General features: G+C 62.0%; 14 protein-coding genes (1 of these 14 cut by a window edge). 8 read left to right on the top strand and 6 right to left on the bottom strand.

All coding sequences use genetic code 11. The annotated features are described in order from the left end of the window. Nucleotides 1–81: 81 nt before the first annotated feature. A complete protein-coding gene (gene ssb, locus GRI34_RS08250) occupies nt 82–612 on the top strand; it encodes a single-stranded DNA-binding protein (RefSeq protein ID WP_160595511.1) in 531 nt (176 codons plus the stop codon). Nucleotides 613–671: 59 nt separating this feature from the next. After that, the gene (locus GRI34_RS08245; protein WP_160595510.1) at nt 672–1,127 is read left to right on the top strand and encodes a hypothetical protein; all 456 of its coding nucleotides are present in this window, start codon (nt 672–674) and stop codon (nt 1,125–1,127) included. On the opposite strand, the gene GRI34_RS08240 is transcribed toward GRI34_RS08245, so the two are convergent. Continuing rightward, a complete protein-coding gene (locus GRI34_RS08240) occupies nt 1,128–1,658 on the bottom strand; it encodes a YceD family protein (RefSeq protein WP_234028180.1) in 531 nt (176 codons plus the stop codon). It abuts the gene before it with no gap. After that, a complete protein-coding gene (locus tag GRI34_RS08235) occupies nt 1,655–2,173 on the bottom strand; it encodes a ubiquinol-cytochrome C chaperone family protein (protein WP_160595509.1) in 519 nt (172 codons plus the stop codon). Before GRI34_RS08235 ends, GRI34_RS08240 begins: the two co-directional genes overlap by 4 nt. Before the next feature lie 173 nt (nt 2,174–2,346). On the opposite strand from GRI34_RS08235, the gene GRI34_RS08230 reads away from it, so the two are divergent. The 5 genes from GRI34_RS08230 to GRI34_RS08210 all read left to right on the top strand — a co-directional run bounded on the left by GRI34_RS08230 (nt 2,347) and on the right by GRI34_RS08210 (nt 5,810). Then, complete coding sequence (locus GRI34_RS08230; RefSeq protein ID WP_160595508.1) at nt 2,347–2,817, top strand: outer membrane protein assembly factor BamE; 471 nt, start codon at nt 2,347–2,349, stop codon at nt 2,815–2,817. Between the two features lie 39 nt (nt 2,818–2,856). Next, the gene (gene hslV / locus GRI34_RS08225; protein ID WP_100259606.1) at nt 2,857–3,417 is read left to right on the top strand and encodes an ATP-dependent protease subunit HslV; all 561 of its coding nucleotides are present in this window, start codon (nt 2,857–2,859) and stop codon (nt 3,415–3,417) included. 8 nt (nt 3,418–3,425) lie between these two features. Next, entirely contained in the window at nt 3,426–4,724 is a 1,299-nt protein-coding gene (gene hslU / locus GRI34_RS08220; RefSeq protein WP_160595507.1) for an ATP-dependent protease ATPase subunit HslU, read from the top strand. Then, complete coding sequence (locus tag GRI34_RS13425; RefSeq protein WP_325065202.1) at nt 4,721–5,128, top strand: ACT domain-containing protein; 408 nt, start codon at nt 4,721–4,723, stop codon at nt 5,126–5,128. The genes hslU and GRI34_RS13425 overlap by 4 nt, the downstream gene beginning before the upstream one ends. A gap of 217 nt (nt 5,129–5,345) precedes the next feature. Then, on the top strand, nt 5,346–5,810 hold the full coding sequence (locus GRI34_RS08210; RefSeq protein ID WP_143089617.1) for a hypothetical protein: 465 nt from the start codon (nt 5,346–5,348) through the stop codon (nt 5,808–5,810). A gap of 143 nt (nt 5,811–5,953) precedes the next feature. Here GRI34_RS08210 and GRI34_RS08205 read toward each other — a convergent pair whose 3' ends face one another. Together GRI34_RS08205 and GRI34_RS08200 are read right to left on the bottom strand one after the other, a co-directional pair. Then, complete coding sequence (locus GRI34_RS08205) at nt 5,954–6,730, bottom strand: hypothetical protein (protein WP_160595506.1); 777 nt, start codon at nt 6,728–6,730, stop codon at nt 5,954–5,956. Nucleotides 6,731–6,778: 48 nt separating this feature from the next. Next, on the bottom strand, nt 6,779–8,284 hold the full coding sequence (locus tag GRI34_RS08200; RefSeq protein ID WP_160595505.1) for a SulP family inorganic anion transporter: 1,506 nt from the start codon (nt 8,282–8,284) through the stop codon (nt 6,779–6,781). 213 nt (nt 8,285–8,497) lie between these two features. Between GRI34_RS08200 and GRI34_RS08195 the strand changes: the two genes are divergently transcribed. Further along, nucleotides 8,498–11,332, top strand: a complete 2,835-nt coding sequence (locus tag GRI34_RS08195; RefSeq protein WP_160595504.1) for a M16 family metallopeptidase — start codon at nt 8,498–8,500, stop codon at nt 11,330–11,332. Here the strand turns inward: GRI34_RS08195 and GRI34_RS08190 are convergent, their stop codons facing one another. Then, complete coding sequence (locus GRI34_RS08190) at nt 11,333–13,147, bottom strand: ABCB family ABC transporter ATP-binding protein/permease (protein ID WP_160595503.1); 1,815 nt, start codon at nt 13,145–13,147, stop codon at nt 11,333–11,335. Nucleotides 13,148–13,185: 38 nt separating this feature from the next. Then, nucleotides 13,186–13,895, bottom strand: partial view of a retroviral-like aspartic protease family protein gene (locus tag GRI34_RS08185; RefSeq protein WP_160595502.1) — the 3' portion only. It continues 283 nt past the right edge of the window; 710 of the gene's 993 nt are visible here — the last part of the coding sequence; the start codon falls outside the window, past its right edge; its stop codon occupies nt 13,186–13,188.

Genomic DNA, 13,895 nt, shown 5'->3' with positions numbered 1-13,895 from the left:
CGGGGGAAAGGTCGTCTGCGACCTAGAACCTGTGCGCTCGCTCGGTTAGGCCACGGCTAACAGTTACGAAGGAACGATTCGATGGCCGGTAGCCTCAACAAAGTCATGCTGATCGGAAACCTGGGCGCAGACCCGGAAATCCGCAGCTTCCAGAACGGCGGCAAGGTCGCCAACCTCCGCATCGCGACCAGCGAAACGTGGAAGGACCGCAATACCGGCGAACGCCAGGAACGCACCGAATGGCATACCGTCGCGATCTTCTCCGAAGGTCTGATCGGCGTGGTCGAGCGTTTCCTGCGCAAGGGTTCGAAGGTCTACATCGAAGGCCAGCTCCAGACCCGCAAGTGGCAGGACCAGAGCGGCAACGATCGCTACTCGACCGAGATCGTGCTGCGCGGCCTCAATGGCACGCTGACCATGCTCGACGGTGCCCAGGGCGGCAATCGCGGCGGCGGTGGCGGCGGTTCCAGCTGGGACCAGGGCGGCGGCCAGTCCTCGGGTGGCGGCGACAATTGGCGCAGCGGCGGCGGTTCGTCGGGCGGCTCGCAGGGTGGCGGTTCCGGCGGCGGCGGATCGAACTACGACGATCTGGACGACGACATCCCGTTTTAATCGAATTGCTTGTATCGTGCTCCCCTGCGGATAAGATCGTCTGGGAGAGGACTGATGATATGGCGAGAATTCCGGTAGTCTGTTTGACCGTAGCTGCGGTTCTCTGGTCCGCTGCACCAGCCCAAGCGGGCGAGATGCCGGAGAAGGAAATCCCAGCCGAGCTTTATTTGCAGGGCGTGGAGCGTACGGAAGCCGAAGAGCTCGTTCGTGAGCTAGAAGCCGCGCAAGCTAAACTTCGTTCCGGTGAGAAGATCTATTTCGCTCTTCTTTCAGGCGCTTCCGCGTCACACGAATCGGCCAACCTTGGAGCGCGAGACGCTTTCCTGTCGATGGATTGGGCAAAGACTCTAAAAGTTAGCGAGATGGACCCGGGGAATTCCTATTGGACCGGATACCGCCTCCAACTTCTCCCCGATGGCTTCGGTAATATGGTTTGGGACGTACGAATCTGGCGCAATGTGTCCGGGAACTTCGAGCGCATCGAACTTTTCAACCGACCGCCGAATCCTTTTTGATCAGCCCTTCCTCAGCTCCTTGAGCGCCTCGGCCAACGGCCCGCTTGGCGTGCGTTCTTCGTCGCTTGCGATCCCTGCCTCGGTCCGTGCGTCATCCGCATTTGGCCCTTCGCGGTAAGGGTCGATGGCAAGAGCCAGTTCCTGAGCGATCGCTTCGCCGAGATCGAAAGTTTCGCCTTCGTATTCGATCTCGTCGAGATCCTCTTCGGTTAGCTCGAATTCCGCGTCTTCCTCGTACTCGCCCAGTTGGCCTTCGGGCACGAAGCGCAGCGAGAACGTTTCCGACACCTTGTAGGTAAAGTCTTCCCGCGTCACCGCACAGGGCTGTTCGAGCGTGGCGGCCAGCTTGCCCTCAGCCAGCACCGCTCCGTCCTTTTCGCCGAACTCGACTTCTGAGTTGAGGCTGTGGATCGCGGTGATCCCAAAACGCCTTGCCAGCGCGGCACGTTCTGCCTCGTCCGCCTCGATGGTCATCGTGCCGGCGGGCAGGGCGCGCGGCTTGATCGGGCGGGAAAGTTCGGGTGCGCTCAAGCGGCGAACTCCCCTGCGCGAAGCTGCGCCGCGTCCGTGCGGGCGAGCCGCTTGTGCAGGCGGATCATCCGTTCAGCGAGAGCTTCGGCTTCGTCTTCCTGGGACATGGTGACATTGCGCTTCAGCGCATCTGCCAGCGCGACGCGGTCTTCGGCGGCGAGCGCCGTGCGGTAGGCGCCGAGGCGGCCGCCCATGCTGCTCATCAGATTGCCGATTTTCTTGCCAACCGTCGGATCGCCGATCCCGGCTTCGCGAAGCTGGCCTTCCATGTCTTCCACGAACAATTCGGTGAGGAGCGCTGTATGCGGCGCAAGGTCTTCGTCCGTTTCCATCCTGAGGATAGCAAGGCTGAGGACCAGCGTGACCATGTCGAACCTGCCTTCCAGCGTGTCGGCCACTCCGCACATACGGTACCAGTCGGGGTCGCGGGCTTCCTCGACCACGCGGTGCCACAGCGGGCGCCATTGCTCGCGCGGGTCTTCCTGGGTGCCGAACAGGCGGGCAAAAAAGGTCATCGGGTAAAGCGCTTTCTTCGACTATCGTTCAGCGGCAATTAAAGCCGCCATCCCCACCGGTTCGCGATACGCACGTTGCAAGGCGCGCGCCTTTCGGTTTAGGGCGTGAGCCGCATATAGGATGCGCTGGCGAACACGCCAAGCGCGCACCAGGATGGAGACATGCTGTTCCCATGAACAGGTCCAAGATTTTCGGTATCGCTGCCATTCTCGCAGCGGGTCTCGCAACGACTGCTTGCTCGTCGATTCGCGAGCCGCGCGGTTACATTGTCGATTCGCTCCTGCTCGGAACGGTCCAGCCCGGCATCGACAATCAGCGCAGCGTGGAAGACACGCTCGGCCGTCCGACCTTTACCAGCCAATATGGCGAGCCGACCTGGTATTACGTGTCCAGTACGACAGGCCGTAAGCCCTTCGTCCGCCCCTCGATCCGCGAGCATCAGGTGCTGGCAGTGAAGTTCGATGCGGCAGGCAATGTCGTGTCCGCCGACCGAAGCGGTATCGAAAAGGTCGTCTACCTTTCGCCCGATGGCGACGAGACGCCGACCCTCGGCCGCGAGCGTGGCTTCCTCGAAGACCTGTTCGGCAATATCGGCACGGTCGGCCAGCCGGGTCTTGGCGGTCAGGGCGGTCCGGGGCGCTGATCGCTTGACCCCTTCGCTCGGCACCCCATATCCGGCGGCATGAGTGAACAAGACAATCGCCACGGGCTGACCCAGTGGCATGGCACCACAATTATCGGCGTACGTAAGGGCGATCGGATCGTCGTTGCCGGGGACGGACAGGTCTCCATGGGCAACACGGTGATGAAGCCCAATGCCCGCAAGGTCCGCCGGATCGGTGAAGGCGGCAAAGTCGTCGCCGGGTTCGCCGGGGCGACGGCGGATGCATTCACCCTGTTCGAGCGGCTCGAAAAGAAGCTGGAGCAATACAGCGGGCAGCTGCTGCGCGCTGCGGTCGAGCTGACCAAGGACTGGCGCACGGACAAATACCTGCGCAATCTCGAAGCCCTGATGATCGTGGCGGACAAGGAAAACCTCCTCGTCCTCACCGGTAATGGTGACGTGCTGGAACCCGAAGGCGGCATCACGGCCATCGGATCGGGCGGCAATTATGCACTCGCCGCTGCGAAGGCGATCGCCGAATACGAAGACGATCCCGAGGTGATTGCACGCAAGGCGATGAAGGTCGCCGCCGACATCTGCGTCTTCACCAATGGCAATGTGACCCTCGAAGAGGTCTGAGAGATTTCATGGACAATCTGACCCCCAAGGCGATCGTCGGATCGCTGGATGAACACATCATCGGCCAGAAGGACGCCAAGCGCGCCGTGGCCGTGGCGCTGCGCAATCGTTGGCGTCGCCAGCGCCTCGACGCGGATTTGCGCGACGAGGTGACGCCCAAGAACATCCTGATGATTGGCCCCACCGGTTGCGGCAAGACAGAGATCAGCCGCCGCCTGGCCAAGCTGGCCGAAGCGCCCTTCGTCAAGATCGAGGCGACCAAGTTCACCGAGGTCGGCTATGTCGGCCGCGACGTCGAACAGATCGCCCGCGACTTGGTCGAAGAAGCGATCCGGCTCGAGAAGGAACGCCGCCGCGAAGCGGTGCGAGAGGCAGCTAGCAAGGCGGCCATGGACCGCCTGCTCAACGCGCTTGTCGGCGAGAACGCCAGCGAAGCGACGCGCGAGGCCTTTCGCGAGCGCATCGTCCAGAACGCAATGAACGACACCGAAGTCGAAATCGACGTGAAGGACCAGCCGACCAGCAATATGGAAATTCCCGGCATGCCGGGCAATGTCGGCATGATCGATCTTTCCGACATGCTCGGCAAGGCAATGGGCAAGGCGCCGACCAAGCGGCGCAAGCTCAAGGTCCCCGATGCCTGGGACAAGCTGGTCGAAGAAGAAGCCGAAAAGCGCATGGACCAGGAGGACGTACACCGCGTCGCGCTGGAGAATGCCGAAACGAACGGCATCGTGTTCCTCGACGAGATCGACAAGATTGCCGTCAGTGACGTGCGCGGCGGTTCGGTCAGTCGCGAAGGCGTCCAGCGCGACCTGCTGCCCCTGATCGAAGGCACGACTGTCGCGACCAAATACGGTCCGATGAAAACCGATCACGTGCTCTTCATCGCCAGCGGCGCGTTCCACGTCGCCAAGCCTTCCGACATGCTGCCCGAATTGCAGGGCCGCCTGCCGATCCGCGTCGAACTGCGTGCGCTGACGGAAGAGGATTTCGTGCGCATCCTTAGAGAGACACGCGCGAACCTGGTGGACCAGTATCGCGCACTGATCGCCACCGAGGAAGTGACGCTCGACATCACCGAAGACGCGATCGCCGAAGTGGCGAAGATCGCCGCAAGAGTGAACGAAAGCGTCGAGAACATCGGGGCCCGCCGCCTGCAGACGGTGATGGAGCGTCTGCTCGAAGACATCAGCTTCGAAGCGGAAGAACACAAGGGTGAGACCATCACGGTCGATGCCGCTTACGTCCGCGAACGGCTCGACGATCTCGCGGGCGACACCGACCTCAGCAAGTATATCCTGTGACCCGCGATACGGTCCGTGATCTTGCCGCGATGCTCAAACAGCTATCGCCGCGGCTGGACCCGGACCGGTATCGCTATGTCCAGATCGAGCCCTCCAATGCGGCGCAACTGCTCGGCGCTGCTATCGCCACGTTCCGCGAAGACGAGGGCGTATCCGCTATCGTCCCGGCGGCGATCGCCGACCAGGCCGACGTCGACGGTCCGGACATGGCAAGGATCACGTTGGGGGTCTACTCCGACCTTGAAGGCGTCGGACTGACTGCGGCAGTTTCGACCGCCCTGGCCGAGGCGGGCATTGCCTGCAACATGGTTGCCGCGATGCACCACGATCACGCGTTCGTGCCTGCCGCGCAAAACGAAGAGGCGCTTTTGGTCCTGCGCAATCTGGCATCACAGCAACGGTAATCGCTGTCTCAATTGCCTGATGGTGATTTCGAAATCGGGCGATAACAGCCAGCTAGCGAGCCTGGCCGCACACTTGCCGTATATCAGGCCCTCACCTTGCCGTCGTCGCTTTGACACTAGATCGGTAGAGTGACATCATGCGTGCGGGGGAACACACCATAACAAGTCGCTTATTTCCTCGGATCAGGGTCGCTAACTCCTGAACCGGAGAATACATATGAAGCGTATCATCAAATCGTCGATCATCGCGGCTGCAGCGGGCACCTTGGCCCTCAGCGCACCGGCGTCTGCCCAGCTGAACGTCTGGGAAGATTACACGCCTCAGGAAACAGTAATCGAACTTACCTATGTGAAGGTCGATGAAGGCCAGCTGGATTATTATCTCGAAGGGCTGAGGTCGACCTGGGTGAAAGCCAACGAAGTGGCCAAGGATCTGGGCCGGATCACCGATTACGGGATCTATGTCGTGCCCTTCGGCAGCAACGAAGTGAACCTGGTTCTGCGCATCAACTATCCGAACATGGAATCGCTCGATCCCGACAAGGCCGAATATGACAAGTTCATGGAAGCCTGGGGCAATTCCAACATGGAAAGCAGCAACCAGACGGTCCGCGAACTCTACAACAAGATCCGCAAGATCAAGGGGACCTACATCCTTCGCGAGCTGCGGATGAAAATGTAACTCGCAATGGGACAGGCTCTAGCGAGTGCTCGCGCCTGTCCCGCTTTGTTTGAGGCCGGGCGGGAATGCCTGGCCAATTCCCTGACATGGCGAGGCTTATTTTCGGCGTTTTCCGACCTGGTGTGTGTCGCCCCGGGCAGGGGTCACGAAGACGGAAGTTCGTCCAGTCGTCTTTGCAGTTCGGCCAGCAGGGCTTCGCGCTCTTCATAGCCAAGCAGCACGTGTCCGTTGCGGCCCATGTTGTCGAAAAGCTCGTTGAGGAACTGCCGGTTGGAGCGCATCTCTTCGACATTGCACTGCGGAGCGAACCGCACGTCCGGATTCTTCATGTAGCCCCAATCTAGTTCCGTATCCGCCCCCCTCGGGAGAGCGGCAATCTGGATTGCATCGGGATGGCGGCTGTACAGGCGGAACAACTCGTTCGTGCGTTCTTCGTGATTGGCGCGCGGACGGTCCCGAAAGAGGATATAGCGACGCAACTGGCTCTTGATCCCCTCATCTTTCAGGCGGTCGAATCGCCCGGTCGACAGCAATTCTTCGAGAATTGGTAACTGGTCAGCTTCGCGCCGATAGATGTGCGATGCAGCCACTACGCTGCATTCCTTCTCGGTCAGCTGCCGCCGAACTGCCGAAGTGAAGATGACGCCTTGGGCCTGCGTGTAGAGGTCCGCTCTGGTTTGCAGTTCTTCGCGTTCCTGACGAACCACCCCGAGAAGCGTGGCGGTTTCGGCCTGAAGCCGTGCAAGGATCTTCGCCTCGTCTTCGCGCTCCTGACGTTCTTCTTTCCAGTTTGCGGCCTGCAGACCGAGGAACACACCGCTCACGACGATCAGGAACTCAGCCGCAAGAGCGAACCAGTTCTGCTCACGCAGATGCGCGGCGATCCTGTTCAGAAATACCGGTGTCTTACCCTCCGCCATGGCCGGAGTATGGAACACCGGCCAAGATGCGCAAGGGCAAACTCGGCCTCAGGGGTGCGGCGCCAGTCCGATTTCGACACCGGTCTTGTCGGTCAGAGCGAACTTGTCGACCAGGTCCGAACTTGCGCGGTTCAGGCCGCGGACCTGAACGCTGCGACCGTTGCGGCGCATGCGCTCCACCACCTTGTCGAGCGCACCGACGGCGCTGATGTCCCAGAAGTGGGCCTTGCGCACGTCGATGATCACGTGATCCGCAGGGTCGGGCATGGTGCTTTCCGGGCCGAGCGCAGCTTCGAACCGCTCGACGCTGGCGTAGAAGATCTGGCCCTTGGCGCGGTAGATGGCAGTGTCGCCCTCGCGCTCGCGGACCACCTCGAACATGGTCATCACCTTGTGGGTGAAGAACACGCCCGACAGGATGACGCCTGCCAGCACGCCGAGTGCGAGGTTGTGCGTCGCGACCACGACCACGACGGTTGCGAGCATGACCACGCTCGACTGCCACGGGTGCTTGGAAATGTTGGGAATCGAGTTCCATGAGAAGGTGCCGATCGACACCATGATCATGATCGCGACCAGGGCCGGCATCGGCACACGACCTACGAGGTCGCCCAAGACCGCCAGAAGGATGAGTAGCGACAGGCCTGCCGTGAAGGTCGACAGGCGACCGCGACCACCGCTGGTCACGTTGATAACCGACTGGCCGATCATGGCACAGCCGCCCATGCCGCCGAACATGGCGGCGACGACATTGGCCAAGCCCTGGCCCGCGCTCTCGCGGCGCTTGTTCGAACCTGTGTGCGTCATGTCGTCGACGATCTGCGCGGTCAGCAGCGATTCCAGCAGGCCGACCGCCGCCATGGTCGCAGCATAAGGCGCGATAATGACAAGCGTTTCCCAGGTCAGCGGCACATCGGGCAGGGCGAAATAGGGAAGGCCCTCCGGCAGCTCGCCCATGTCCGACACGGTATTGACCGGTGCATCCAGCCAAATCGTCAGCGCGGTCAGCACGATGATCGCGATAAGCGGACTGGGAATGGCGGTGGTGAACTTCGGGATGATGTAGATCATCGCCAGAGCGGCGATCACCATGGCATAGGTCATCCAGCCGATGCCCGCTGCGGTCGGATCGAGCTGCGGCAGCTGCGCCATGAAGATCAGGATGGCGAGAGCGTTGACGAACCCGGTGATTACCGAACGCGAAACGAATTGCATCAGCAGGTCGAGCCGCAGCAGCGCCGCGATGCCCTGAAAGATGCCCATCAGGATGGTCGCTGCGAACAGGTACTCGACCCCGTGGTCGCGCACCAGCGGGACGACGACCACTGCGACAGCGGCGGTGGCCGCGCTGATCATGCCCGGACGTCCGCCGGTGAACGCGATTACCATGGCAATCGCGACCGACGCGTAAAGACCCACGCGCGGGTCTACGCCCGCAATGATCGAAAAGCCGATCGCTTCTGGAATGAGGGCCAGGGCCACAACGATGCCGGCAAGGATGTCTGCGCGGATGTTGGAGAACCAGTCGCGTTTGATCGCGCTGCGGTCGAGCATGCGTTTGTCCGTTCGTCTTACATGGAATTGGGCAGGCAGCGGCCTGCATGTGACGCCCCTTTGGCCTATGTTGCGCTGCAACACAACCTTCGGGGGCAAAGGCCGTGCCCTGTGGTTCGCAGAACCTGCTCGCCCCTCCGTCGAGCCGGGGTCAGTTTACAGGCTGCCGCTTGCTAGCCAGATTCGGGCAAATCAATCGACAGGGGTAGGGACATGATGAAATCCGCCATTCTGAGCGCCGGCGTAGCGACGCTTGCGATCCTCGCTACGGGTCCGGCCATCGCCGACGACCATGCAGGCGCCGGCGGAGCGATCTCCGCACCCGCCATCGAGTACGAGCGCTGGACGCTAGACAACGGTCTACAGATCATCGCCATTTCCGACACTTCCACCGGCACGGTGACTACCTCCATGTGGTACGAAGTCGGCTCGAAGCTCGACCCCGAAGGCCGCAGCGGCTTTGCGCACCTGTTCGAGCATATCCTCAGCCGCAAGACGCGGAACATGCCGTACAACATGATCTATGGCCTGACCGCCGACGTCGGCGGGACGCGCAATGCTTCGAATAGCTCCGACCGCACCAATTATTACGAGACCGTCCCTGCCGAATATCTCGAGGCGATGCTCTGGACCCACCGCGAACGCATGGGCTTCCCAGTGATCGACCAGGAGGTCTTCGACAAGGAGCGCGACGTGGTGAAGGAAGAGCTTCGCCAGCGCGTGCTTGCGCCGCCCTATGGCCGCTTTAGCCGCTTCGTGCTGCCCGAAAGCGCCTATGACACGCTGCCCTATCGCCGCCCCGGCATCGGCAGCATCGAGGAACTGGACGCCGCGACGCTCGACGATGCGCGCGCTTTCTATCAGGCCTATTACGGGCCGGACACGGCGACGCTGATCGTTGCCGGCAATTTCGAGATGGATCGTCTGCGCACGATGGTCTCGGATTATTTTGCAGATATTCCGCGCCGTTCCGATCCGGTCGACGTAACCGTCGACGCGGTAGCGATGGAGCGCACCGCGCCGCGCACGGTCAATGCGACGGCTCCCAACGTTCCGCTGCCGCTGGTCGGGACCGTGTGGAAGCTGCCCCCGCTGACCCACCCTGACGCAGCGCCGCTCGAGGTGATGGATGCGATCATGTCGCGCGGTGACAACAGCCGCATGCACGCCGCCCTCGTTCGCACGGGCAAGGCGGTCCAGGCGGTCCATTTCGCCAATCTCCAGGAAGAAGGCGGGATGCTGGCGCAGTTCGCCGTTACCAATCCCCAGGCTGATGCCGAAGAAGTGCGCGCCATACTGGTCGCCGAACGCAAACGTATGATGGATCAGCCGGTCTCCGCTGCCGAGCTTGCGGAAGCAAAGAACGAACTTATCGCTTCTGCCCTGCGTCAACGCGAAACCGCCCGCGGTCGCGCCTTCGAGCTGGGCGAGGCGCTGGTCAGCACCGGCGATCCCGGCTTCGCGGACAAGCGGCTGGCAGCCATTGCAGCGGTTACTGTCGAGGACGTCCAGCGCGTCGCGCGCACTTACTATAATGAGGATGCGCGCACGGACATTACCTATACGGCTGGCGAGGACGATCCTTCGGCCTACGCCAATCCGGTCCCGATGCCGCAGTTCCGCACCTTGCCGCCGGCCGACGGCGAGCCGCTCTCTGTTGCTCCCGAAGGCGAGCGCGACCCCGTGCCCGGACCCGGCGAGCGTCCGGTGGTCGAGGCAGCAGAGATCGTAGAGCGCACGCTCGATAATGGCATTCAGGTGGTGGCCGCGCAAACCGGCGATGTCCCGCTTGCGACGATGACAGTGCTCGTCCCCGGCGGATCGATCAGCGACCCGCGCGCCAAGGCCGGTATCGCCGAGATGGCTGCGACGCTGGCCGACAAGGGTGCGGGCGGCATGGACGAAAGCGAGATCGCTCGCCGGCTGGAAAGCCTGGGTGCTAGCTTCGGTGCGACTGCGGGCTCACAAGGCTCTTTCTTCAGCCTCACCGCCCCGGTCGAAAACATGGATGAAGCAGGCCAGGTGTTGGCGGCAATCATCACTAGTGCCGACTATCCGCAGGCGGCCTTCGAGCGAGAACGCAAGCGAGCAGTCGATGGCCTCGCCGTTCAATTGAAAGATCCCGGTGGGCTTGCCCGTATGGTTGCCCGGCCCGTCTTATACGGTGACGCGCCTTTCGGCACTATTCCCAGCGGTACGCAGGAAAGCCTTGCGACCCTGACGCGCGAAGACCTGGTCGCGCACCGGGCGAAATACTGGCACCCGCAACGGACGCAAGTCATTGTTAGCGGCGGCATCTCGCCAGAGCGGGCGATCACTCTGACCGAGAGCTTGTTGGGTAGCTGGATGGTGGAAGCAGCACCGCCTGCGGAGATCGCCGATCCGACCGGGCAGGGCGAGCCCGTCCGCACTATCGTCATAAATATGCCCGATGCAGGGCAGGCGGCTGTCTACGCCGGAATGCGCGCGCCCGAGCGCACGGCTGCCGATTACCACCCGCTCGAAATTGCCAATGCCATTCTCGGCGGCGGCTCGAGCGGGCGTCTATTCGAAGAGGTGCGGACCAAGCGCTCGATCAGTTACGGCGCGGGCAGCGGGCTCGGCACGGATATGCTGATTGCTTCCGCGCAGACGCAGAACAGCACTGCGGACGAGGTCGTGCAGGTGTTCCTCGACGAATTCGACCGGCTGGGTGATGAGGCCATTGATGACGAGCTGCTCGGGAAAAGGCGTCTTTACCTCAGCGGCGGCTATGCCCGTCGTCTCGAAACCTCCTCGGGCTTCAACTCGATCGTCGCGAACCTGCTGCTCGACGGGTTGGAGCCTGCCGAAGCCGCCCGCTATGCCGACCGCCTTGCTGCCGTTTCGCCGCAAGCCGCGACCAAGGCAGCGGCCGATTACGTCGGATCGGAGAAGGCCACCGTCATCGTGGTGGGCAATGCGAGCGAGTTTCTCGACGACCTCAAGGCAATTCGGCCCGATGTCGAGGTAATCGATGCCGAAGCGATCGATCTCTCCACGCCGACCCTCACCATGGCCGGCGAATGATCAGGTAACCGGGTCCGCCTGGCGCTCTGCCGCCTGGCGGGCCCACATCTCCGCATAGAGACCGTCGCGTGTCAGCAATTCTGCATGGGTGCCGCTTTCTGCGAGGCGGCCGTGGTCTAGCACCAGGATCCTGTCGGCATTGGCGATCGTTGAAAGTCGGTGGGCGATGGCGAGGGTGGTGCGATTTGCGCTGACCCGGTCGAGCGTCTGCAGGATGTCCTGCTCGGTCCTGGTGTCGAGCGCGCTGGTTGCCTCGTCCAACACCAGGATCGGCGGGTTCTTCACCAGCGTGCGGGCAATCGCGACTCGCTGCTTTTCGCCGCCCGACAGTTTTAGGCCGCGCTCGCCGACCTCGGTGTCGAACCGGTCGGTCAGGCTGTCGATAAAGGGCAGGATTGCAGAGTCGCGTGCGGCGGCCACAATTTCGTCCTCGCTCGCATCCTCGCGGCCATAGGCAATATTGTATCCGATGGTGTCGTTGAACAGGACGCTGTCCTGCGGGACGATGCCAATCGCGGCGCGCAGGCTTTCCTGCGTGACCCCTGCAATATCCTGACCATCTATGAGAATGCGGCCCGAGAGCGGATCGTAGAAGCGGAACAACAGGCGGGCGATGGTGCTCTTGCCCGCGCCGGATGGACCGACGATGGCGACATGGCTTCCGGCAGGGACCTCGAATGACAAATCGTTCAGAATCTGCCGGTCCTCGTCATATCCGAATGAAATGTTCTCGAAGGCGATGGAGGGCTGGCGTACGACAAGTGCCGGCGCGTCCGGCCGGTCGGCCACTTCGACATTGGTATCGATAAGGTCGAACATGGCGGCCATATCGACCAGGCCCTGACGGATCGTGCGATAAACCCAGCCGAGAAGATCGAGTGGACGGAAGAGTTGCATGAGATAGGTGTTCACGAAGACCAGGTCGCCAACCGACAGCTCGCCGCGGCTCCAACCCCACACTGTATAAGCCATGGCGCCGGCCATCAGCGCATTGGTGATGAAGGCCTGCACTATGTTGAGAAGGCCAAGCGATGAGTCGGACTTGATCGCCGCTTCGCTGTAAGCCTTGGCTGCGCGGGCATAGCGCGCTTCTTCGCGCCGTTCAGCGCCGAAGTATTTCACTGTCTCGTAATTCAGCAGGCTGTCGACAGCTCGCGACAAGGCGAGCCCGTCGAGATCGTTCATGTCGCGCCGCAGTTTGGTGCGCCATTCCGTGATCTGCCGGGTCACTACTATATAGGCGACGACCGTGAATGCGGTTGCGGCCACCAGGCCCCAGCCGAAGTTCAGGTAGAAGATCACGCCGACTGCAACCAGCTCGATAATCGTGGGGGCGATATTGAAGAGCAGGAAATAGAGCATGGAATCGATGCTCTTCGTCCCGCGCTCGATGATCTTTGTGACCTCGCCCGTGCGGCGGGACAGGTGAAAGCGCAGGGACAGGCGATGCAGGCGATGAAAGACGTCTTCGGCCAGGTGGCGAGTTGCTTCCTGCCCGACCCGCTCGAATACGATATTGCGCAAGTTGTCGAACGCGGTCCCGGCAAACCGGCCGAGACCGTAGGCCAGCACCAGCGCCATGGCGACCATGGCCGCTTCGTTCGCCGGCCCGGTCATCGCGTCGACCGCGTTCTTATAGGCGAAGGGAAGGGCAAGGACCGTGCCCTTGGCCAGCAGGACCAGCCCCATGGCTATGACGATCCGGCGCCGCAAGGACGGATTGCCCTTCGGCCATAGGTAAGGGAGGAAACGCTTGAGGGTCGCCCAGCTATCGGCGTCGTGCCGCTGGTCTGATGTGATCGTGTCTGGCGGCATGGGGCGCTATGTGGGGCGCCCCGCCTTCGCCGACAACCTCAGGCGCCGGGACGGTTGTGAAAGATGCCGTTCTGCATCAGCGATGGTCGCGCTGTACCACGCGGCAGGTCGAACAATACCGTGCGGCTGGAAAAGTCGATCGCGACGCGCTCGAACATGGACAAGTTGCGCAAGCCGAGGATCAGCGCCGGCTTGTCCGTATAGCCCAGCGCATGGAAAGCCGGGCTATCGGCAAAGCCGATTGGAGCCTTCCTTATAGTGACGCCGCCGATTGCGATCTCTCTTACATAGGCGAGGTCGCTGCTCAGCTTCGCCCCGTTTACGTCGGAAATGAAAAGCTCGTCGCGTTCGCCCTTGCGGCGGGACAACCTCTTCAGGAGAGCGGGGTTGCCAAAGGAATGCTGGGCGCCCGTGTCGATTATGACCGCAGTGCGGATCCCATCAACCTTGGCATCGGTGATGATCATCTGTCCCAGCTTGTTACGCGCGCGCACGATGATCTCGTAGCCACGGTTGCCGCCAAGCTGCTCTGCATCGGCCACCGCGATCCGGTCTTCCTTGAAGTCCATCGCCACGCGCAGGTCCTGCAGGCTGTCGAGTCCAAGGATCCCGTCGGCTCCTACATGACGGCCCTCCAGCAATGGGGCGACCATGCCGTTGAACACGCGGTCGGCAAATTCGAGCCCATCTAACTCCACCGTATCCACTGTCTCGGTCGAACCCATGGCGACCAGCAGCGCGCGCCCGC

Source organism: Qipengyuania aquimaris, assembly GCF_009827445.1.
Lineage (GTDB): Bacteria > Pseudomonadota > Alphaproteobacteria > Sphingomonadales > Sphingomonadaceae > Qipengyuania > Qipengyuania aquimaris.
The sequence above is the reverse complement of the archived record's forward strand: the minus strand, read 5'-3'. Positions and strand labels throughout refer to the sequence as shown.